This is a genomic window from Bacillus cereus group sp. Bc061 (assembly GCF_027715825.1).
GTDB lineage: Bacteria > Bacillota > Bacilli > Bacillales > Bacillaceae_G > Bacillus_A > Bacillus_A paranthracis.
The window spans coordinates 960586-982166 of sequence record NZ_JAQFTZ010000001.1 but is presented as its reverse complement, the minus strand read 5'-3'; the positions used below and the strand labels follow the sequence as shown (position 1 = coordinate 982166).

Sequence of the window (21581 nt, the reverse complement as noted above, 5' to 3'; positions counted from 1 at the left end):
TACTTTCTATATAGCAAAGAAAAAAGCATCCGTTATGAATGCTTTCTTTATCTTACCTGTTCAACTACATAAATCAACTTTGGCCTATCCGAAACCTGATATGTATAGTCTTCATTTTTATGCATATATGTTTCTATCCTATTTATCACTTTAAACATTCTGTCTGAATTCGCACTGAACCGAGATACTGAATCACATAAAACTATTGACCCTTTCTTGTAAAAATTTACAATTTCATAAATATCTCGTTCTAAACAAACTTCTCCTACTTGCAAATCCTCTTTCGCTTCATAGTTATAAATTCCCATTCTGATTCCCCCAAAAAATTGTATTTTTTCTTACAACATCCCCTCGTTACATAAATAATACCACGATAAAATTCTAAAACTCAAACTCATCGGCTTCATCTGAGAAAATAAAAAAACATCACCGAAGTGACTACTTTCAAGAAGATGGGAGAAAAGAGAGGAAAAAATAATTCAAAACAAAGTAACACCTGAAATGCTAGATGAAGCAGCTAATCGATTAATAACAGAATCACATTAGAAGCCTATGAATCACCAGCGAGGAAAGGGGCTATTCAAGAATTACTAAATTTCTCATCAATAGATTATTTAGAAGTAATTCAACATTGTACGAATGCAGAGATTAATGTGAAAAATTAACTTTAATACGCATTACCACAAAACGTTATCTACGTAGTACCTTTACTTGGAACGAACATATACACTGTGAGTCGTTACATAACCAACATTCTATTATTTTGAACAGGTAATTCCCTATTTTTATTGAAATATACATTAAGAAAAACTATAAAATTGATTAGTCTCTCACTTCTTTGTCTATCCTTTTAAAAAATCTATTTTTTTGTAAAAGGAGTGTTTATATGGAGAAACAGAAACTTTGGAAAAAATTCAAGAAAAGCTCAGCAGATCTCGGTAAATCTAGCGTATATGAAAGTATTATTTTATATTACACAATGAGAAAAAAAGGGTTACCTACTAAAGCGAAATTCATCATATTAGCCGCTCTATCCTATTACGTATTAACAATCGACTTTATTCCAGATATAGCTGCTATTATTGGGATTGGCTTATTAGATGATGTTTTGGCGATCGCTGTAGCTCATAAATACGTGATGCGCCATGCAGACGCCGAAATTCGAGAAAAGAGCAAAGTAAAAATGGAGTCATTATTTACTCCCGCACAAACATAATGAAAAAGGAGCTAATATAATGTTACTTAGCTCCTCTTTTATTACACAATGTTTAAATGTACTATTTCATTTCACTTCATTCGCCACAAAAAATTGTTCACAAACACTCGATATGCGCTGTAAGTCTACGTTCCCACCAGATATAACCGCTACTACTTTTTTCCCCTTAATATATGTATCCACTTTCCCTGCAAGTAGAGCAGCAGTAGCTAATGCGCCTGCACCTTCTACAACAGCTTTCCCGCGTTGTAATAAGTCTTTCATCGCTAATTCCAGCTCTTTTTCTGATACTGTTACAATATCATCTACTAATTCTTTTACAACTTCAAAAGTTAAATTGCCTGGTATTTTTACCGCGCAACCATCTGCTATCGTAGGTGCCTCATAATGTTCTATAATTGTACCTTTGTCATAAGATGCCTTCATCCCATGAACATTTTCTGCTTGGACACCAATTATATGAATCGACGGATTAAAAGATTTTAATGCAACAGCAATTCCAGAAATAATTCCTCCTCCACCAATTGGTACAATGACCGTATCAACATCCCACATATCATCAAGAATATCTAATCCTATTGTACCTTGACCAGCCATTACTTCTACATCGTCATATGGATGTAAGTATGTTTCACCTGTTTCTCTAATAATCTCCTCACATTTTGCCTTCGCATCATCAAAGGTTTCACCATGTAAAACCACTTTAGATCCATATCCTTTCGTTGCATCAACTTTCGCTTGAGGGGCAGAAATCGGCATTACAATTTTACTTTTAATACCGAGTAAATGAGCAGATAAAGCAATTCCTTGCGCATGATTACCAGCAGAACAAGCAATTACTCCTCTCTCTTTTTCTTGATCTGTCAGCTGTGACATTTTATTAAACGCACCACGGAATTTAAACGAACCTGTTAATTGCATATTTTCTAATTTCAAGTGAATTTCTCCACCTGTTTTACTAGTCAAATAAAATGATTTTACTAATGGAGTTTTACGAGCATTTCTGTCCAAAATAGTTTGAGCTTTTTTAATATCGTCTATATGCAATGGTAGTTTTTTAGTTATCATACTAACACCTCTTCCAATGTTCTATTCCTAAGTTTTCGTAAGTCGCAACTCCTTTATACGAAATGAAAAAGTCTTTATATATGTACCCCACTCTGTAATACATACATCTGCAAACAATTCAACATCCTCTTCATATCACGTTCTTTATAATGATTTAAGCATGCAATTTGGATCCAATTATTCTTTCGTAAATACGCTGATTCATAATGAACAATATATCCTTGTAACGCTAACGCATCACCGACCGCTTTAGAAGAAAGACCTCCATTTAATTGAATCGTAAGTATAATTGGCGCGGCATATTCTTTAGGTGAAACAAGTTTTAACCCTATACTAGTAATAGCTTCTTCCATATAATCATATGTCTCTTTAATTTTTACAAATGCTTTTTCATCTTCAAATCTCTTCAACGCTTCTTGCAAAGCATTAATTAAATTCCATGAATGGGAATATGGAATACTTTCATTTTCTTCGTACATACCAATATCCATATAGGCTGGTAATGTCTCGTTTACTTTCACATTATGATTATGAAAAATGAAAGATAATCCAGTCAACGATTTAATTGCCTTTCCGCTCACGCCACTCGCAAAATATACATCCTTTAAATCTATCGGTATCGCTCCAATTGAGCTAATACAATCTACACATAGTTTCACTTTATACTTTTCACATAAAACATTTAGCTCGTCTAAATCATTTAACATTCCAGTTGATGTTTCGTGGTGAACAAACCAAAGCCATTCATAATGTCCAGCTCCCATTATTTTTTCCAATTCTGTATAAATAAACGGTTCTCCCATTTCTTTTTTATACGTATCAAAATGTAACTCTGCACGTGTTGCATGCCCGACTAATCTATTACCAAATTCCCCATTTGTTAATACGAGCCCCTTTCCTTTTAAAGAACGTAACTGTAAAGCAATGGCATCATTCGCTAATGTCCCTGTTCCTAACATGATTTGCACACGTTTTGCTTTTGTCATTTGAAGTAATCGTTTCTTTACATTATCCATCGTCACTTGAAATGACTTAGAACGGTGTGAAATAGGCTTAGTAGAAAATGCCTTTCGAACATTCTCTTCAATATCTACTGGTCCGGGTAAAAACGTATACTCTTTCGTCATAATTCCCCCAACACTCGACGCTTCAAACATAGCAGGGGTAACATACATAGGCTGGAATGCTGCTGCTTCTGTACCAACTAACGAATGGAAAGATTTGAATCCCATTTGCTCATATAAAGGTAGTTCACGTGTTGTTGCAGAAATGAGTGCCAATTCATATCCATTTAGAAGTAAATAACGATGTAAAAAGCGAATTAAACCTAATAACGCTCTTCCATTTCGATATTCACTTTCTACTGAAAGTAAACGAATTTCATATACGTTTTCTCCATGTTCTTGCAAATAGAAATCTAGATTTGAAATTTTATAATCTAACGAGAATGGTCGTTTTCCTCGCAACGCAACCATACCTACTAACTTATCGTCATCTAAACAAATTAAATATGTATTTTCTTCATGAAAACAATCTATACGAACACGATCTTTCGTTTCTTCATGTTGCGGAATTTCTTCTACAAATGTTTTATAATTCAATTTATGTATACTTTCAAATTCCCAAACTTGATCAGCAACTTTATAAATTAACCCCATGCCCTATCTCCTTTATCTATTTAATAAAAAATGATAAGTGGAGATTAACCCCACTTATTAAATGTTTATTTCATTCGCGATTTACATATAAAATAAGTACAATGATGAGTGCACTTAAAATAGTCGTAACAATTGAGTAAGAATACAAAATCATGCAAAGTGGTAAACAAGCAATTGTAATTAGTCCTGGCTTCGTAAATCCTTTAAAGATTAAATAAAATATAATGAAAACTGCAACGAGGGTAAGCGCTATCAAATAATCAAATGCGATTAGTCCTCCGATAAATGTTGAAATACCTTTACCGCCCTTACCTTTAAATAAAACTGGATAAATATGTCCAATTATTACAGCCAATAATGTTAGCATTACAAATGTAGAATCTTCAAAAAGGTATTTTGCAATAGAAACTACGATTGCCCCTTTGATCGCATCGCCTAAAAATGTAGCGACGAAATACCCTTTTCCATACACACGGCCCATGTTTCTTGCACCAGGATTACCACTTCCTTCATCCCGAATATCAACGTTATGTCTCCATTTCGTTACTATATAAGCAGTCAATATGTTTCCAAATAAATAAGAAGCCACCAAATACAAAAATTGCATACTATTAATCATATAATCATTCACTTTCTACGTAGGAGTACTTATACAATATTCAAGAACAATGTATATTGTACGTTTCTATCCGCATCCCTTTATACATTTTAACATCATATATTTACAAATCATACAAAAATTCTCATACAGCTATTTTTTAAAATATATATTTTTCATTAAATAATATGTTCCTTTCACTGCTGATTGTGATTGTGATATAAATGTAACTTTTCCTATGCTTTTCTCACAGCATTTCTTAAATTCATCATATATTTCAGGAACGAAACGCAATATACTGCCACTTACTGCAATGGAAGCTGATAAATCAAACTGCATCTTGTTATAAACATCTATTGTAATCCTTGCTAATTCCTTTCCAGCTTGCATCATAATTTCATGTGCAGCATCATTCCCATTTCTAGCTTCCCGAATAACTAATGGTGTGATTGCTGCAACTTTATCTTTTGCAGATCTATAAACTAGACTTTTTATATGAGACGATGTCAAAAGTTGAAACTCATCTTGAATTCTTAAGCTTAATGGACAAAGTGTAACTCCTTGATCCAATTGATTTACCATTCTCTTTAAAGCTTGTAATGCAATCCAATATCCGCTTCCTTCATCTCCTAAAATATGTCCCCATCCACCGCTATACTCATGTACTTCTCCTTTTCTCCCTAGACAAATCGCACCTGTGCCACCAATCGTTAAAATTCCATCCTTTCCTTCTAAAGCGGCTGCATGTGCTATCATTGCGTCATTAAAAACTTCAATTTGTATTCCATACTTCTTTTTTAGACGTAATGTTAATTCATTTATATTTGCTCCGCTTATACCTGCTAATCCTAAACAAATACAAACACAATGCTCTTTCACTACACTTATCTGGCAATGATCAATCGCTTCCATAATATGCACAAGAGCTTCTTCAAAATCTATTAATATGTTTCCAAATCCACTAGTAGCTCTTACAAGTTCATTTCCGTCTTTATCAAATGCAATTGCTTCTGTCTTCGTTCCCCCGCCATCTATTCCAATCATATACTTCATATACGTTCTCCTCATTTTCTTCATATTGAAGGGTACGTTACATTCCCTAAAACTACAGATTTCTTTGCACCTGTTGCACTCGGCACATTACTCGGATTACGATGATACGTTTCGTTTGCTAAAATGGCAAAGGCGATTGCTTCTTTCGCCTCTGAAGAATAGCCTATATCTTCTTGAATGAATATTGTACATTTTTCATCCTTCAATCCATACCGTATCATTTCAACAAGTGTGTTATTATAACTGCCGCCACCGCCTAAAATTACCTCATCAATTTCATAATACGGCAGAATAAACTCCTTATAATGATGAACAATTGAACTTGCTGTAAACATCGTGACAGTCGTTAATATATTTTCTTTACTATACTTTTCATACCGCTTCAATAACTGACTTACAAACTCTTCACCAAACTGTTCTCTACCTGTTGATTTCGGTGGATTCATTTTCAAAAATGAATGATTCATACAATATGTCAAAATTTCTTCTACAACTACCCCTTGTTTTGCAATGTTACCATTTTGATCATATGGCAACTGAAATAACCTTTGACATACTTCATCAATTATCATATTACCCGGACCAGTATCAAAAGCTATAACGTTCTGATCACTTTTTTGACTTGGTATTACGGTAACATTACCAATCCCGCCGATATTTTGTAGTAGTCTATTTTTAGTTGGATGACGATATAAAATAATCTCTGAATATGGTACAAGTGGTGCACCTTGTCCTCCTGCTGCCATGTCCATCGTTCGGAAATTTGAGATAACCGTCGTGTTCGTGTCATATGCTATTACTGCAGGCTCCCCAATTTGTAATGTGGAAGCTATCATATTCCCTTCTGGCTTTGGCTGATGGTAAATCGTTTGTCCGTGAGAACCTATCAAATCTAATTGTTCCAAAGAAAAATTGGCCTCTTTACAAACTTCTTTTACAGCGTTGGCGAAACATAAACCTAACTTAAAATTCAAACTACATATGAGTTGGACATTTGAATTTTCTATTGATAATGCTTGTTGTATTTCACTTTTTATATCATTACGAAATGGAACTGTAGTAAAATGGATGAGTTTAACCTTAGAATCTACACCACTCCCTTCTATACGAACGAGCGCTACATCTATTCCATCTAATGAAGTACCGGACATTACCCCTGCAATATACATAACATGCATGACCTCCTATTTACTAAAAAACAATCATGTAAGTTACAAATGTACAACCGATTGAAAACAATATAAATCTAAAAAACAACTGAGCTTTCGATGCAAACGATCCATCAATGAAAGAAACAACTACTGTAAGCAAAATGCTTGCCGCAATGCTTGTAACAAGCCATATACTATGCATTTGTGATAGATGTAGCATTCTTAATAAAGGCACAAAAAGTAAATTCGCACATATCACTCCAAATAATAATAAAAATACACCTTTATAACTAAATTTTATATTCATTCCATTTCATCCTCTCTGGACTTCATGTGAAAGAAGTGATAGGCAAAATACCTATCACTCATAAATTAAAGCATAAAGATTATGGATTAACAGATTCGCCTTCACCACTCTTCTCAATTTCAAGCATATTTTTGTCGTACATTTTAAAGAATGGTAAATATATAAGGAACGATATTGCTATATTTATAAAAACTAATACAATCGCACGCCAATCCCCACCTGTTGCTAAATAAGCACCAATTGGAGCAGGTAATGTCCATGGCGGCATAATATGCGTTGGTGTTACAAATCCCATTGCAGTTGCAGAATATGCAACAGTTGCCGTTACAAGTGGTGTAATGATAAATGGGATAATTAAAATTGGATTTAGTACAATCGGTAATCCGAATATGACTGGCTCATTTATATTAAAAATACCCGGAACAATACAAGTTCTTGATAATGCTTTCGAATATTTTGATCGACCAAATACAATCATAGCTAATACAAGCCCTAATGTCGCACCAGAACCGCCAATCCATATAAACCATTGATATAACGGCTCTGGTGAAATAAATGGCAACTGATCTGCTCCACTAGCAACTGCTTCTCCATTTTTCCCTAGATATACTTCCCATAATGGCCGAGCAACAGTTCCAACAACCGACACACCATGGATTCCGAATGACCAAAAAAACGTAATTAAAAACACTGGAATCATTACACCGAAGTAACTATCGCCAGCTTTTACTAATGGTGCTGCTAGTTTATCAACAACATGGTGTAAATCAATGCTAAAAACGACAGTTACTAGACTCATAATAATAATAACGAATGCAGCAGGTATAAGTGCTTCAAACGAACGCGATACTGACGGCGGTACTTGTTCTGGCATTTTAATCATTACATTTTTCTTCTTACAAAACCTTAAAATCTCTACGGATAAAATAGAAACAATCATCGTCACGAATAATCCATGACCTCCAAGATTTGTCATCGGAAGCATAAATCCTTTTTTATCAATTAATTCAGGAGTTAATGTTAATAGCAGTGAACATACTGCAAGCTGTGCTCCTGATAAAGCATCTAGTTTATAACTTTTCGCCAAATTATATCCTATTCCAAATGCTATATATAAAGACATAATAAACATCGTTAACCGATATGGTATTAATATACTTGTTTGATTTTTTAATGCCCAAACGGATATGAAACTATCTTTCGGTAAAGGTGGAAATGCTACGATTAAAAAGAAACTTCCTACGATGATAAATGGTAATGCTGAAATCACTCCATCACGGATTGCTTGTAAATGTCTCTGTTCAGAAAGTCTTGCCATCGGTCCAGATAAGTTTTTATCGAGAAACGTGACAAACTTATTCATAACGGTTCCCCCTAACGAATTAAATCATTTACAGTCTTTAATAAAGTCGGTCCACCAAGAGGTGTATATGCTTGCGGCGGTATAATACCACACGGGATAGATTCCTCTTCTGCGAATTTTTTAACAGAATCAAATCGATGTCTAACTTGAGGTGCAACCATTACAACGTCCCAGCCATTCTTTACTTCTTCCTCTACCTCATTTGTTCCAATCGCATGCACTTCCATGTTCATACCCTTTTTCTCCGCCTCCTTTTTTAAAGCGTTTACAACAATTGCGCTGGACATTCCTCCAGAACAAACGAACAAAACCTTCATTTATGAATCCTCCTATACTTATAATTTATTCCCCTTCAAATGAAAGGAAGTTTCACTTTACTAACAAGCATATGAAGTAGTAAATGAATTTAGTTATACTGAAAGTAAATTTCATTAAAAATATTTTTCCTATTAAATTAATGTTTCAATATACAATTTTCTCTATTGCAAGGCCAACCTTGCCTCGTATATTATCTTAGATAATCATATGATAAGGAGGCGTATACATGATCGTTAAACGTTTATTTATGATATGTTGCATCGTCATCTTGTTCATCCCTTTCTCTTTCATTTCCCCTCACTTTACTTATGCTGAAGTAACTACTACGTACAAAAAACACGAATTACGTGCTGTATGGATCGCATCTGTTCTTAATATTGATTGGCCCTCAAAAACTGGCTTACCAATTGAAAATCAAAAACAAGAATTTATTAAATTATTAGACGATGTAAAAAACACTGGTATGAATGCAGTCATTGTACAAATAAAACCAACTGCTGATGCCTTTTATCCTTCCAATTACGGCCCTTGGTCTGAATATATTACCGGTACACAAGGAAAAGATCCCGGATACGACCCACTAGCATTTATGATTGAAGAAGCACATAAAAGAAATATAGAATTTCACGCATGGATTAATCCATACCGAATAACGATGAATCACACTGATATAAATCGATTATCAAATAATCACCCTGCAAGACAGCACCCGGATTGGGTTGTACCTTATGGCGGAAAATTATATTACAATCCCGGTATTCCAGAAGTAAAAAGGTTTATAACTGAAGGTGCTTTAGAAATCGTACAAAATTACGATGTTGATGCATTACATATGGATGATTATTTTTATCCATATAAAGTGGCGGGTGAACAATTCCCCGATCAAAAAACGTACGAATTATATAATAACGGTAGATTTAAAAATATAGAAGATTGGCGACGTGACAATGTAAATGAACTTGTAAGAGATTTAAATACTGCTATTAAACAAGAAAAGTCATATGTAAAATTTGGCATTAGCCCATTTGGCGTATGGCGAAATATAGCTGATGATCCGACTGGCTCTAACACAACTGCCGGCCAAAGAAACTTTGATGATCTTTATGCTGATACACGTGAGTGGATACAAAAAGGTTACATTGACTACATCACACCGCAAATATATTGGAATATAGGTTTCACTCCTGCTGCGTATGACATATTAGTAGATTGGTGGGTAAAAGAAACAAATAATAAACCGATCCACCTATACATCGGTCAGGCGGCCTATAAAATTAATAATAATTCTGTCCCAGCTTGGTCTGATCCAGAAGAATACCCAAGACAAATTGAATTAAATCGGTTATATCCTGAAATAAAAGGTAGTATGCATTTTAGCTTGAAAGATATTAATAACAATCCACTAGGAATTAAAGATAGACTCTCAAAAGACATATATAAATATCCTGCATTAATCCCCTCTATGCCTTGGCTTGATCATGATCCACCAAAACAACCGACTTTAAAAGGTGCTATTCCAAGAGATGAAGGTATTGCTGTAGGTATCATTGATAATAGAGAGAATGATTCTGCTTATTACGCTATTTACCGCGTGAATGGAAAAAGTGAAGTGAATATAGAAAATCCGAAAAATTTACTTACTACTGTAAGAAAGACAAAGCCTGGAGAAATTTATTTAGATAAAACCGTTATTTCTGGAGAAACATATACGTATGTAGTAACTGCAGTTGATCGATTGCATAATGAAAGTGTTGCTTCTAGTCATACTACCGTTAAAGCAAAATAACAACTAATAAAAAAAACGCCTTAAAGCTAAGTATTATAGCTTTAAGGCGTCTTTTTTATTTATTCTTAAACTTCTCAGTCGCTGCTCTCATCTTCACATTCAAATCGTGATCAATCGAGTCACGAATATCCCGCTCTACTACTTCCATTTCTTTTTGGAAATTTTGTAAGTAGATTTTCAATTCTTCTTCTTTTTCGGGACGTTGTGATGGTGGTAGTTGCACCACTAAAGATAACATTGCTATTAAATCTTTCATTAAGAACGTTTCAAGTTTATGTTGTTGTTCAAACATACGTTGCTCTTGATAGTATGGCAGTGCATTTAATACTGAAATTGTAATATCATCAACTGTTTTTTGTAATGAAGGATTTATTGAACGTTTATACGCTTGAATTGTATTTAATGCATCTGGATATCGATCATAAAAATACAATTTATAAAACGATAAATCTGTCGGTTTTACTGTTTGCTGCGTTTCTTGTCTTAAAAAATCTTTTACTTTCATCGCTGCTACATCAATATCTTCATTAGTAAGCTTTTTCGTCGTTTTTGCCATTACATGTACTTTTTTCTGTTTTTCTTTCGGTAACATTGAGAATACTTGCTCTCTCGTACGTTGACCCGATGCACAGAAAAGCGTGTTTAATATATGTTGTTCTTTCTTTCCTTCCGTACGAATCCAACGATAAAAGAGTGGATGTTGTGTAAATTCTTGTAGAAACGGTAATGATTTATTCGATAACTTATCTAAAGAATCGTGTGCTCTTTTATATGGCTTCGTCCACGAAAAATACAGTTTACGTCCGAAATATACAACTAAAACAACGACAGTAAATGCGATTAAAAACAATGTACCGAGTAGTAATAATACAGTTTGAATAAAACTCATTTTTTCACCTCCTCTAAAAGTCTGCTATTTTCTTGGGCGCTGAATGAGTTTTTGTTTCATTTCATCATTAAATGTGTCTAGTTCAATAACAAACTTCTTACTTGACTCGATAATACGTTCTGACGATTTTTCAGAAGCTTCAATTGCAGCAAATACATTTTGGAATGATTCGCGTAATTTATCCATGCTAATTGCAGGATTTTCAAGAAGTTTTGTTGTTTCTTCTGTATTTTGTTTTAATGCCTGAGAATTACTTAATACCATAGACTCAATTGCTTCATTTGTTGCATTCACTGCATCAATTGTTTTACGCTGATTTGTTAATGCTAACTGGATAGCAGCAGAAACTGTTACAACGTTTTGCGTCATCGTAATTGCATTACGAATTGCCTCTGTTAACTTTTCATTATTTTTCTTAATAATGTCTACTGATGCGATAGATTGTAATAACACACTTTTCGCTTGTTGCATATTGCGCGTACGTACGAGTATCTTTTCTAATGCATCATTAATTAATGGAATATCCCTTTGACGTTCTGGATTTTGTTTCTCAGCTTCCAGCATGCCAGCAAGTTTTTTCCCTAAGTATACTTGCTTATCAAGCGCGTGAATTTTATCGTGTGATTGTTCCTTAAGCATCTCTAGGCCAACAGTATCTTCTTGTAAGTTGTCACGGCCAATTAGAAGCGATCTTATAATCTCCTCAATTTGCTTATCTATAGATTGGTATTTATGCACGTATGTTTCAAGTGGATTTTTCTTGAATACTTTAAACATAATTTTCTTCATGCCACTTGCTTTTAATGAGTTCGGATCAAGCTCTGATACTACTTTACGTAATTCTAACAATGTATTCGGGATTTCTTCATTTTTCCCGTTCATCATCGCTGTGACAGGACGTTTTAATGCTGATAACGTTTGTCCTGCTGCTTGTTGTTCTTTATCCCCTAAATCTCCTAGCTGAGACAATACTTTCGATAAATCTGTATTTTGCTCGCTATTTAATTTTTGTACATAAAGATCGGCTTCTTTATTTAATTCATCAAGTTCTTCATCTTTTATAACTGTATCAACTACTACTTCTACATTATTATCTTTCACAATTGATACGGGTTCTTTTTTCTCGAGTTCAGTCAACAAAATCGCTCCTTTATTTATATGTGCGAATTTATGTGCACTATATTTCATCTAATATATTGTATTTCATGTGCAAACAGCCTATATGAAATCAATTTTCAAGAAATACCTGCTTATGCAGTCATTCCCTGTTTCTTACTATAAGTATACCTGTAAACAACATAATTTTCCTCAGACTTAAGACCTAGAGACCGACATGCTGAAGGCGGATTCTTCGTATGTTACGTATATAAATTACGACCTTCCCATCCTACTGTACTCAATCTTTTGACATACACCCTTTTTCAATGTGATAATTATATTGCGTTCAATCCTATTGCTTCTTACGCGCTACAAATGCACCATTTTGAAATGCCAATAACACTGTTTCAAACATTTTATCTTCTTCAATCATTTTTATAAACTCAGCTAATTCACTCGCATGAGAAGTAGCATTATCGACAACAAGAAGACCTTGTGGTTGTAAAATGCGTTTTATATGTTCAAGCCACCACATGTATTGCGTACGCTCTGAATCTAGGAAAATAAAATCAAATGAATGATCTAGTTGTGAATCTAAAAATGCCCCTGCTTCTTGATTGTGAACATCAATCCTTTGCAACAAGTTTGCCTTTTCAAAATTGACAAGTGCCTCTCCAACTCGTTCTGAAGAAAGCTCCACAGTTGTTACATTTCCATTTGTTTCTTCTACCGCATTAGCTAACCACAATGTAGAATAACCATTAGAAGTTCCAATTTCTAAAATGTTTATTGCGCTACACCCTTTTACTAAAATTGATAAAAATTGCCCCATCTCACGAGAAATATTCCGTAATTTTTCTTCCCGTGTTTTTTTATTTCGATCATGCTCTTCTCCATATTGTTCAAGTTGAAATAATAATGAATTTAATGTATCCATTTTTTTCATCGCCTTTCTAAAGCAATATGATGAAAAAGCTCTTGTTGCTCGTCTACTTTCATTATATGCGAAACAAAAACCTTTTTCTCGTTATATGACAAAGATTTATAATTTTTTATAGCATATTGTTTCGTTTTTTGGTAAAGTTAATTTCTACGTGCAATTATTCCATTCATACTATTTTTAATTCAATTGCAGTTGTTAAATCATATAAACCCCATTTAAATGAATCGGTATTTCAAATTCAATTAAGCGCCCTTTCCGGACGCATTTTCTTTGTTTATATATTTCTAGAAGAAAGGATGCTTACAAATGAACGTGATTAGCTTAGATGCTGCTCGAAAACGAAAGCAGCACAAAAAATTAATGATTACTATACCGATTATTACACGTATTTATGAAGAAGACGGGGAAATTAAATTTGAGGTAGCTGGCGAAAAAGATGTACCTCTTGAAATGTTAGAAAAATAATAAAAAGACGCACTTCTAAAGAAATGCGTCTTTTTTATACTATTCTATTTAAGTGCATAAGTTTTTCAGGATTAACCATCATATAAATATTTGAGATTTTCTCATTCTCAAATGTGAATGAAAGTACATAAGTCACTTTGTTTTTCACTTTAACAATAACACCTGGGGCACCATTTACTATCTTATAATCAACATTGTACGCTGATGGGAACTTACTTCTAATTCCAGAGAATAAACGAATAATTCTATCTGCAGAATAGATTGGATGAATCGCAGTTGTAACTTTACCACCACCATCTGCTTTCAATATCGCATCTGTTTTTAATACTTCTAACATACCTTGCGCATCACCACATTGTAGTGATGATACAAACTTTTCAACATAATCAGCCATTTTCTTCGTACTTAATGTTGATTGCTTCGGCTTATCCAATATACTATTTCGTGCCCGTTGAAAGATCTTTCTACAGTTCACACTACTCTTATCAACAATTGAAGCTATTTCTTCGTATTCATAACTGAAAACCTCTCTTAATATGAAAACAATCCTTTCTACCTCAGACAGTTGTTGTAAAAGTAATAAATATGCTGTGGAAAGGGATTCTTTCATAACAAATGACTCTGATGGCTCATTACTTTCTTCTACAAGTGGCTCTGGTAACCACATCCCTACGTACACGTTACGTTTATGCGCTGCCGAACGTAATTTATCAATTGAACGATTTGTCGCCATCTTACACAAATATGCTTTCATATTTTCTATAGACTGAAGATCCTCTATATTATTTAACGAGATAAATACATCCTGAACGATATCCTCAGCATCCATAACACTCCCAAGGATTCTATATGCTAACGAAAATAATAATGGTTGATACGCTTCATATAATTGCTCCGTTTCCATGATGAACTCCCTCACTTTCTAATTGCTTTAAAATGTGTAACGCTGCACGTTTTCCACTTGCTACTGCAGCATCAGCTAATATTTCATCATGCCCAGTCCAATCACCTGCAACGTAAACACCTGGCATTTCAGGGATATTAGGACCTGATTTTTCAACTCGGTTTATATGAGGAAAATCATATACTACTGTTATTTTCGGTAAATATTGTTGCGCAACAACTTCTCTTTTCCAATTTGGATGTAGCAAATCCATTGTACTTTCTAACTGTTCTTTATCTTCATGAGTATGTTTCATCTCTAGTACAGGATTATGGTACTTAATTAAACTCACTGCAATTGATCCATCATCACTTAATTTAGCTGCTCTTGATTGATTCGTGAAAAATATAGGCTGATCTAACCCTAACGCAAATTGATGTGTCGGATTAGGTAATCGTCTCAAACCAATATCTAATGCAGCAACAGTAACCGGTACCGATTGTTCACTCCATCTATACAAACTTGTTCCTTCCACACCTTTAATTATGTTACAAGCTTCTTTCGGTGGAGTCGTCACAATGACTGTACCTACTTCAAATACCTCATCATCAAAACAATATATTCTTTGTTTATCTTCGTAATGCTCTATTTCCAAAACATGCTTTTTATCCAAAAATTGCACCCCGGCATGATTCGCAATGTCTCTTAATTTTGTTATTATCGTCTCCCAGCCACCATCTACATAAAATACCCCATCTTTTATCGAAAGCTGTATTTGCTTTAGTACAGATGATGCTAATTGTATTGTAGGAGCAAACGTATATGTTGTTGTTCGGCATAGCGCATAAAATATATTGCGAACCATTGGATCTTTTATTTCATTTTCTGCCCATGTAGTTAGGCTCACTTTTTGAACTTTTCTTACATCTAAATTCCCTAAACGAATCATAAGACGTGAGAATTGTACTTTTGCAGACCACGAAAGTAGTGGTGTTGATAAAATTGAACGGAAATCTGTTGGTATGGTGAAAATATCCCCTTTCCATATTCCATGTGCTTTTGTAGATGGAATTCCACCCGGTAGATTCATACCGAGCTCATTAAAAGTTAAAAATGCGGCTCCTCCTCTATATAAGGCGTGTGCACCAAGATTCATACAGATCCCATTTTTATTAATAGTCATCCCTCGACCACCAAAGCGATTGGACTTTTCTAAAACAATCACTTTTCTTCCAGCTTTCGCTAAATATATAGACGCTGTTAATCCAGCAAGGCCACCACCAACAATTGCTACATCAAATTTCTTCATAATAAAATCCCTCCTTATCGTTCTACATACAAGACGAACGATTAAGGAGGGATGTGACATGAAAATATATTTTTACTCATCTATTTTATTACATTATTTTTTTATTCGGTCATATTGCATACGAAATAACTCAATTGCAAATGGTATATCCTCTTCACTCTTTATATAATAACTTATCCATCCTGATTCAGGTAATACGTGATGTGGTTTGACAAATCCTTGGTTTACTAATTCATCCCGCTTTAACTTTGGAAATGGTAAATCAACTAACTTATCTCCATGCAGATGACCAAGTTCTTTCTTGCCATAATTTATTTCAATGCCGCCAAATCGATGCGGTTTTTCAGAGACACCTGCCCAGCTGAGCACTTCATTTCTAATCATTTCACTAAATGACATGAACCTTCACCCCTTATTAATGATTGATGTAATATTAAATTAACACGTTCTTTACTTTTTTCCATCAATCCAAAGTATGAATGGATATACGAATATAGTTTCATCTCAACACCTTTATTTTTTACATAATTAAAATAATTTCAAAGGGGATTTATTCTATTATATAGAATTACTATTAAAAATAATTTTAAGGGACGGATTTATATGAGCGAGGTATTATTACAAAAGGCAAATTATCTACAATCTAATGAATTAAAACTCTTGAAAAAAGCTATATATTTTGCAGAGCAAGCACATGATGGACAATACCGTCAAACTGGGGAACCATATATTATTCATCCTTTCGCAATTACAGAAATACTGCTAAATTATAAAGCTGACATTACAACATTGATTGCTGCTTTATTACACGATGTTGTAGAAGATACCGAATATTCTCTAGAAGAAATCGAATCACATTTCGGTGCGACTATTCGATATATTGTAAATGGATTAACAAAAGGGAAAAAACAACAAGATCAAAACAAAGTATTATACGAAGCAATTAATTTTAAAAAATTACTATTATCCTCTCAACATGATATACGTGTTGGCATTATTAAAGTTATAGATCGCCTTCATAATATAAAAACTTTGAATGTTAAAAAACCCGCGAAACAAGTAGCATATGCGAATGAAACATTAACACTTTTTGCGCCACTTGCAAAGCGACTTGGATTATATACAATCCAGTATGAATTAGAAAATCTTGCTTTTCAATATTTACATAAAGAAAGATATAGCAAGGTACTTAAATTCTTAACGGGATATGTTCCACATCTTCAAAAAAATATAACTGATTTAAGAAGAGCAATTCATTCTTTTTATGATACTAACCTTTCATTTGAAATAAACTATGAGTTCCCTCCGATTTATACTACTTACTCACAATTACAAGAAATACAAAACGTATCAGAGGTTTCACAAATTTGTATTACAACTACAAGTGTACTAGATTGCTATAAAATTCTTGGAATGATACATCAATTATACAATCCAACTATAAACTATTTCGAAGACAATATGGCACTTGAAAACAGCCATTTTAATAGCAATTTAAAAACTAAAATCAATATGAATGATACTGAACAAACAATTATCATTCAAACAAAACTTGCAAAAAGATTAAAAAATAATGGTATTTTTTCTTTATTGAATAATGAAACTATGGATATTCAATCCATATCTTATAAAATAATGAATGATACAATTGTGCATAACAATTTATTAACTACAGATCCAATTGCGTTCCACAATCTAGTATCGTACGAACTATTTGAAAATACCATAACGGCTTATACTTCAGATTTACAACCTATTTATTTACCAGATGGTGCTACAATTATTGATTTTACTTTCTCTGCATTTCCAAAAATTGCACATAACATGAAAAATGCAAAAGTAAACGGTATACCTGTTCCACTTAAAACAAAGGTATCCCATTTTGACGTCATAGAAATCTACTTTGATTTAAAACAAAACTTGGTATTAGATTGGCTCAATTATGCCAATACCGCTAAAGCACAATTAATTATTCAGCAAAAACTATCATAAAAAATAGACCAATGCTTCTTATAAAAAGTATTGGTCTGTTTTTTATGATACGAAATACACCCCATATTCTTTATGAAATAAGCAAATTTAATAAGATACCAACAACTGCACACAACCAACAATAGACACATATCCTAATTTTGTAACCTTACTTACTAATAGAAAGGCAGGTAATACAATTGAGTTCCAATATCGACTACACTTCCCCCTCAATTAATTTCACTTATGATTTAAATAAAAGTAATTTTTTTCAAAAAGATGCTCAAAACTATATAAACGTACTTGGCGAGAAACAATTAAATACGTTAGAAAACACTTCTTTATTAGATATCTATTTAAGTACAGGAAATGTTGTAGAGCCGCACATACATCAAAATGCAGCTGAACTTGTTTACTGCATTTCAGGCTCTGCAGTTGTTTCTTTACTTAATCCTTTTACAAATCAAATATTAAACTTACCAATAAAACCGGGGCAAGTTGCCAACATTCCACAAGCTTGGTGGCATTATGAAATTGCTACAGCAGATAACACTCATTTATTAGCAATCTTCGACGCACCAACACCAGAAGTTATTTTTGGTTCTGACATGTTAAGATTAACTCCCACTAATATAATGGCCCATACTTACTGTCTCGATGAGCAACAATGGAAACAAGCGGTATCCCCTATTCAATCCACTACAGTAATCGGTCCTCCAGCAAATTGTAATCAGAACCGCGGAACGATACCCCCTGCAACTCATCCTCCTAATCCACAACAAAACTTATATTACCAAGATTCATATTATTTTCCTCTTTACTGGGGATATTAATTTATATTATGAAAGGACAATTATTTATCTCCTCGGAAAATACGTAGGAGATTTTTTTATTATATACCCATTCCTATTTATTATCGTAACAATTAATAGAATAGCTACATATAATAGTTATATATTTAATTGGAGGTGATAGTACTATGAGTAATTATAACTATCGAAAAAACTACTCTCATAATAAAAATAGTAGTTCATCAACATCCTCTCAGTCTTCGAATTCTCAATCTTCCAATTCCCAATCACAAAGAGACTTAGCCAATCAAGGCTATGTAAAGAAAAAAGGATGTAACTGTAATAAAAACAAATAGTTGATTACTAATTTGTACAATAACATTTTAACACTCACGATAAATAAATTACTTCCCTTTTATTTAAAAGATGAATTCTATTTCTAATAGAATTCATCTTTTTTATTTATAGATAATTTTTCATATCCTATAACTTATTCCATAAACAATAGATTATAAATCATAAATTTTGATTTTTTAACAAAGAGTACTTTCTCAATTGATTTATCGCCTATCTTTCCATAAAATATAGCCCTTCCTAATACAATTAGGAAGGGCTATATACAAATGCCAGTTCAAATTTCTAACAGACATTACAGCAAACTAGACGATATTAATACCTGCACTTACAAATCCAGCTACTGCAGCTATTGGACTTGCTGCTGTTAAGGAAACATATAATAATACTTTATCCCCAGCTGCTACTGGAATAGCTTCAGGTATGATCCCTGATGCTGTAGAACCAATTGCGATTGCAGCAAATGCTGGTGTTAATAATAGAGGTGCGCCTTGTACTGTAAACGTATTACTTGCAGCTGGTGCAGTTAATATTTGTATCTGCACTTGAACAGGTGATAATGGAGATAATGCAGCTGTTGCACTAAAGAAACCTGCTAATGACGTAATAACACCTGCGCGTGGTGCTACAAATGCATAATCACCTACACCTAACGCTAACGTGATACTTGTTCCACCCGTTAAAGCTATACCAGGCTGACTAAAACCAAACCCAAGGAGAGTTCCTGTATTAGCTATTAACGCGTTAACTAACGCAGCTGGTGTTGTACCCGAAGCGAATGGAATAATAGCTCCGCCACCAGTTGCTCCAGTTGCTCCCGTTGCTCCCGTTAGGCCTGTTGCTCCTGCTAGACCTGTTGCTCCTGTCGGGCCTGTTGCTCCTGTTAGACCTGTTGCTCCTGTCGGGCCTGTTGCTCCTGCTAGACCTGTTGCTCCCGTTGGGCCTGTTGCTCCTGTTAAACCTGTTGCACCACCAGTACCTGCTGGACCCGTCGCTCCTGTTGGACCTGTTGGACCTGTCGCTCCTGTTGGACCTGTTGCTCCTCCTCCTGGACCTGTTGGACCTGTTGGACCTGTTGCTCCTCCTCCTGGACCTGTTGGACCTGTTGGACCTGTTGCTCCTCCTCCTGGAGTAGCACCAATTAGTTGAACTAATAAGTTTAATAGAAGTTGTAAGCTTGCAGGATCAAGAATTAAAGAGAAGAAGAATGGTGCAAGAGCACTGAAGAATTGTTGTAATAAAGAAAGTAATTGACTTAGATTTGGATTAGGGGATTGAAGTAAGTTAATAATACTTTGAATTAATTGTTTTAAGAAATTTCCTTCTGGAGAAGGTGCTAATTCATTTAGCAAGTTCAATAGCTGAGTAAACAAATTGAGTAAAGCTAATCTGTTTGCATCACTTGGATTTGCAAAAAACGCTGCAATAGCCGCAATTAAAGAGTTTAGTAAAGTTATTAATCTTCCTAATTGTTCGCTAGTAATTGGAACTGTTTGTGGATTGTTACAACAATCTGGTGTGAAAACAATCGGATTATTGCAGTTGTTATGACCAAAACAATCATTATGTTTCATTTATTTCCTCCTTACCTTTCTTTTATTTGAGTATTTTCCTATTATAAGAACTATAAAATTGTGCATAGATTTAATTCACTTAAAATAGGAAACATGAATAATAATTAAACTTTAAAACGTTATTTAATTATGTTCATGACTCACATATTAATTATATGTTTTTAATAATTGACTGCTTAGATTAAACACCTAAACTTAGAAGTTTATTTTATTTTTCCACGTTTATCTCTTAGGTTTAAAAGCACATTTTAATTTAAATATTAAAACTAAGCATTAGCATATAACCAATAACTTACAAATAATAAGTAATAACACCACCTTTTCAAATAAATAACAATAATATCTTTACTTAAATTATGTTCCTTCTATTATCATAAAGCCGTTTCTATTATCAAAAACTCTCATACAATATAGTGGACAAGTTATTGTATACTTCGTTCCAAAAAACAATATAGGGAGTGAGAATTAATTGCCAATTATTCAACCATTTATGGCATCTAGAAGATTTACATCTACACTAGGAGCTGGTACAGGAACAGGTGCAGCTTTTGCAATTGCTGCTACAGCTTGTTTAAACGATGCTGGCACTACTGCAACTGCTTTTCCGACTTTTACGTATTACAACTTATATGTAAACGGCATTCTTCAACCTAGTGTGAACTCCAGTGTTACTACTGGACCTACTGGTGCTATTACAATTCCTGGCGGAGATGCATTAGACGGTGGAATTCCAATTACAATCGAATTTATCGTCACTTAGTTTTAACTATTTTAATGTAGAGCAAA

At 33.9% G+C, this 21581-nt stretch carries 22 protein-coding genes and 1 pseudogene; 7 read left to right on the top strand and 16 right to left on the bottom strand.

The annotated features are described in order from the left end of the window. Window positions 1-47 precede the first annotated feature (47 nt). Window positions 48-308: a hypothetical protein gene (locus PDQ40_RS05045; RefSeq protein WP_000513520.1), complete on the bottom strand. Its 261-nt coding sequence runs from the start codon at window positions 306-308 to the stop codon at window positions 48-50. Between the two features lie 216 nt (window positions 309-524). Between PDQ40_RS05045 and PDQ40_RS28105 the strand changes: the two are divergent. Together PDQ40_RS28105 and PDQ40_RS05040 are read left to right on the top strand one after the other, a co-directional pair. Continuing rightward, a pseudogene (locus PDQ40_RS28105) lies at window positions 525-662 on the top strand (SMI1/KNR4 family protein); the annotation flags it as partial. Between the two features lie 224 nt (window positions 663-886). Further along, entirely contained in the window at window positions 887-1216 is a 330-nt protein-coding gene (locus tag PDQ40_RS05040; RefSeq protein WP_000414828.1) for a YkvA family protein, read from the top strand. 66 nt (window positions 1217-1282) lie between these two features. Here PDQ40_RS05040 and tdcB read toward each other — a convergent pair whose 3' ends face one another. The 8 genes from tdcB to PDQ40_RS05000 form a co-directional block, all read right to left on the bottom strand. Continuing rightward, window positions 1283-2284 (bottom strand): bifunctional threonine ammonia-lyase/L-serine ammonia-lyase TdcB, encoded by a 1002-nt coding sequence (gene tdcB, locus PDQ40_RS05035; protein WP_000628911.1) that lies wholly within the window; start codon window positions 2282-2284, stop codon window positions 1283-1285. Between the two features lie 74 nt (window positions 2285-2358). Continuing rightward, window positions 2359-3942, bottom strand: coding sequence for an aminotransferase class V-fold PLP-dependent enzyme (locus PDQ40_RS05030; RefSeq protein ID WP_076855768.1), 1584 nt, complete (start codon window positions 3940-3942; stop codon window positions 2359-2361). Window positions 3943-4012: 70 nt separating this feature from the next. After that, on the bottom strand, window positions 4013-4561 hold the full coding sequence (gene plsY, locus PDQ40_RS05025) for a glycerol-3-phosphate 1-O-acyltransferase PlsY (protein ID WP_000610858.1): 549 nt from the start codon (window positions 4559-4561) through the stop codon (window positions 4013-4015). Between the two features lie 132 nt (window positions 4562-4693). Then, the gene (locus tag PDQ40_RS05020) at window positions 4694-5593 is read right to left on the bottom strand and encodes a BadF/BadG/BcrA/BcrD ATPase family protein (protein ID WP_071741720.1); all 900 of its coding nucleotides are present in this window, start codon (window positions 5591-5593) and stop codon (window positions 4694-4696) included. Window positions 5594-5613: 20 nt separating this feature from the next. Continuing rightward, entirely contained in the window at window positions 5614-6762 is a 1149-nt protein-coding gene (anmK, locus tag PDQ40_RS05015) for an anhydro-N-acetylmuramic acid kinase AnmK (protein WP_073541667.1), read from the bottom strand. Window positions 6763-6784: 22 nt separating this feature from the next. Then, a complete protein-coding gene (locus PDQ40_RS05010) occupies window positions 6785-7051 on the bottom strand; it encodes a hypothetical protein (protein ID WP_001021973.1) in 267 nt (88 codons plus the stop codon). A gap of 79 nt (window positions 7052-7130) precedes the next feature. After that, complete coding sequence (locus tag PDQ40_RS05005) at window positions 7131-8414, bottom strand: PTS sugar transporter subunit IIC (protein ID WP_001032282.1); 1284 nt, start codon at window positions 8412-8414, stop codon at window positions 7131-7133. An 11-nt stretch (window positions 8415-8425) separates the two neighbouring features. Beyond that, entirely contained in the window at window positions 8426-8731 is a 306-nt protein-coding gene (locus PDQ40_RS05000) for a PTS sugar transporter subunit IIB (protein ID WP_000865887.1), read from the bottom strand. 227 nt (window positions 8732-8958) lie between these two features. Between PDQ40_RS05000 and PDQ40_RS04995 the strand changes: the two genes are divergently transcribed. Further along, complete coding sequence (locus tag PDQ40_RS04995) at window positions 8959-10518, top strand: glycoside hydrolase family 10 protein (RefSeq protein WP_000635973.1); 1560 nt, start codon at window positions 8959-8961, stop codon at window positions 10516-10518. 55 nt (window positions 10519-10573) lie between these two features. Here the strand turns inward: PDQ40_RS04995 and PDQ40_RS04990 are convergent, their stop codons facing one another. The 3 genes from PDQ40_RS04990 to PDQ40_RS04980 all read right to left on the bottom strand — a co-directional run bounded on the left by PDQ40_RS04990 (window position 10574) and on the right by PDQ40_RS04980 (window position 13451). After that, window positions 10574-11407: a DUF3974 domain-containing protein gene (locus tag PDQ40_RS04990; protein ID WP_000008358.1), complete on the bottom strand. Its 834-nt coding sequence runs from the start codon at window positions 11405-11407 to the stop codon at window positions 10574-10576. 24 nt (window positions 11408-11431) lie between these two features. Further along, window positions 11432-12544, bottom strand: a complete 1113-nt coding sequence (locus tag PDQ40_RS04985) for a toxic anion resistance protein (RefSeq protein WP_000137402.1) — start codon at window positions 12542-12544, stop codon at window positions 11432-11434. 313 nt (window positions 12545-12857) lie between these two features. Next, entirely contained in the window at window positions 12858-13451 is a 594-nt protein-coding gene (locus PDQ40_RS04980; protein ID WP_001997477.1) for an O-methyltransferase, read from the bottom strand. A gap of 303 nt (window positions 13452-13754) precedes the next feature. Between PDQ40_RS04980 and PDQ40_RS04975 the strand changes: the two genes are divergently transcribed. Further along, window positions 13755-13913, top strand: coding sequence for a hypothetical protein (locus tag PDQ40_RS04975; protein ID WP_001100984.1), 159 nt, complete (start codon window positions 13755-13757; stop codon window positions 13911-13913). Between the two features lie 34 nt (window positions 13914-13947). Here PDQ40_RS04975 and PDQ40_RS04970 read toward each other — a convergent pair whose 3' ends face one another. The 3 genes from PDQ40_RS04970 to PDQ40_RS04960 all read right to left on the bottom strand — a co-directional run bounded on the left by PDQ40_RS04970 (window position 13948) and on the right by PDQ40_RS04960 (window position 16504). Then, window positions 13948-14817: an RNA polymerase sigma-70 factor gene (locus PDQ40_RS04970; protein ID WP_000447135.1), complete on the bottom strand. Its 870-nt coding sequence runs from the start codon at window positions 14815-14817 to the stop codon at window positions 13948-13950. After that, entirely contained in the window at window positions 14795-16105 is a 1311-nt protein-coding gene (locus tag PDQ40_RS04965) for a phytoene desaturase family protein (protein WP_000712990.1), read from the bottom strand. Before PDQ40_RS04965 ends, PDQ40_RS04970 begins: the two co-directional genes overlap by 23 nt. A gap of 93 nt (window positions 16106-16198) precedes the next feature. After that, window positions 16199-16504 carry a luciferase domain-containing protein gene (locus PDQ40_RS04960; RefSeq protein WP_270691261.1) on the bottom strand — a complete coding sequence of 102 codons (306 nt, stop codon included), beginning with the start codon at window positions 16502-16504 and terminating at the stop codon, window positions 16199-16201. 204 nt (window positions 16505-16708) lie between these two features. Between PDQ40_RS04960 and PDQ40_RS04955 the strand changes: the two genes are divergently transcribed. Both PDQ40_RS04955 and PDQ40_RS04950 read left to right on the top strand, forming a co-directional pair. Beyond that, window positions 16709-18097 (top strand): HD domain-containing protein, encoded by a 1389-nt coding sequence (locus PDQ40_RS04955; RefSeq protein WP_000005706.1) that lies wholly within the window; start codon window positions 16709-16711, stop codon window positions 18095-18097. 179 nt (window positions 18098-18276) lie between these two features. Further along, entirely contained in the window at window positions 18277-18909 is a 633-nt protein-coding gene (locus PDQ40_RS04950; protein WP_000097590.1) for a cupin domain-containing protein, read from the top strand. A gap of 617 nt (window positions 18910-19526) precedes the next feature. Here PDQ40_RS04950 and PDQ40_RS04945 read toward each other — a convergent pair. After that, entirely contained in the window at window positions 19527-20795 is a 1269-nt protein-coding gene (locus tag PDQ40_RS04945) for an exosporium glycoprotein BclB-related protein (RefSeq protein ID WP_270691260.1), read from the bottom strand. 469 nt (window positions 20796-21264) lie between these two features. Between PDQ40_RS04945 and PDQ40_RS04940 the strand changes: the two genes are divergently transcribed. Continuing rightward, complete coding sequence (locus PDQ40_RS04940; RefSeq protein ID WP_001121647.1) at window positions 21265-21555, top strand: DUF4183 domain-containing protein; 291 nt, start codon at window positions 21265-21267, stop codon at window positions 21553-21555. The last annotated feature ends 26 nt before the right edge of the window (window positions 21556-21581 follow it).

Excerpts from the sequence above, each read along its gene's own strand:
- PDQ40_RS05045 (WP_000513520.1), bottom strand. The coding sequence starts at position 308 with ATGGGAATTTATAACTATGAAGCGAAAGAGGATTTGCAAGTAGGAGAA.
- PDQ40_RS05040 (WP_000414828.1), top strand. The coding sequence starts at position 887 with ATGGAGAAACAGAAACTTTGGAAAAAATTCAAGAAAAGCTCAGCAGAT.
- tdcB (WP_000628911.1), bottom strand. The coding sequence starts at position 2,284 with ATGATAACTAAAAAACTACCATTGCATATAGACGATATTAAAAAAGCT.
- PDQ40_RS05030 (WP_076855768.1), bottom strand. The coding sequence starts at position 3,942 with ATGGGGTTAATTTATAAAGTTGCTGATCAAGTTTGGGAATTTGAAAGT.
- plsY (WP_000610858.1), bottom strand. The coding sequence starts at position 4,561 with ATGATTAATAGTATGCAATTTTTGTATTTGGTGGCTTCTTATTTATTT.
- PDQ40_RS05020 (WP_071741720.1), bottom strand. The coding sequence starts at position 5,593 with ATGAAGTATATGATTGGAATAGATGGCGGGGGAACGAAGACAGAAGCA.
- anmK (WP_073541667.1), bottom strand. The coding sequence starts at position 6,762 with ATGTATATTGCAGGGGTAATGTCCGGTACTTCATTAGATGGAATAGAT.
- PDQ40_RS05010 (WP_001021973.1), bottom strand. The coding sequence starts at position 7,051 with ATGAATATAAAATTTAGTTATAAAGGTGTATTTTTATTATTATTTGGA.
- PDQ40_RS05005 (WP_001032282.1), bottom strand. The coding sequence starts at position 8,414 with ATGAATAAGTTTGTCACGTTTCTCGATAAAAACTTATCTGGACCGATG.
- PDQ40_RS05000 (WP_000865887.1), bottom strand. The coding sequence starts at position 8,731 with ATGAAGGTTTTGTTCGTTTGTTCTGGAGGAATGTCCAGCGCAATTGTT.
- PDQ40_RS04995 (WP_000635973.1), top strand. The coding sequence starts at position 8,959 with ATGATCGTTAAACGTTTATTTATGATATGTTGCATCGTCATCTTGTTC.
- PDQ40_RS04990 (WP_000008358.1), bottom strand. The coding sequence starts at position 11,407 with ATGAGTTTTATTCAAACTGTATTATTACTACTCGGTACATTGTTTTTA.
- PDQ40_RS04980 (WP_001997477.1), bottom strand. The coding sequence starts at position 13,451 with ATGAAAAAAATGGATACATTAAATTCATTATTATTTCAACTTGAACAA.
- PDQ40_RS04975 (WP_001100984.1), top strand. The coding sequence starts at position 13,755 with ATGAACGTGATTAGCTTAGATGCTGCTCGAAAACGAAAGCAGCACAAA.
- PDQ40_RS04970 (WP_000447135.1), bottom strand. The coding sequence starts at position 14,817 with ATGGAAACGGAGCAATTATATGAAGCGTATCAACCATTATTATTTTCG.
- PDQ40_RS04965 (WP_000712990.1), bottom strand. The coding sequence starts at position 16,105 with ATGAAGAAATTTGATGTAGCAATTGTTGGTGGTGGCCTTGCTGGATTA.
- PDQ40_RS04960 (WP_270691261.1), bottom strand. The coding sequence starts at position 16,504 with ATGTCATTTAGTGAAATGATTAGAAATGAAGTGCTCAGCTGGGCAGGT.
- PDQ40_RS04955 (WP_000005706.1), top strand. The coding sequence starts at position 16,709 with ATGAGCGAGGTATTATTACAAAAGGCAAATTATCTACAATCTAATGAA.
- PDQ40_RS04945 (WP_270691260.1), bottom strand. The coding sequence starts at position 20,795 with ATGAAACATAATGATTGTTTTGGTCATAACAACTGCAATAATCCGATT.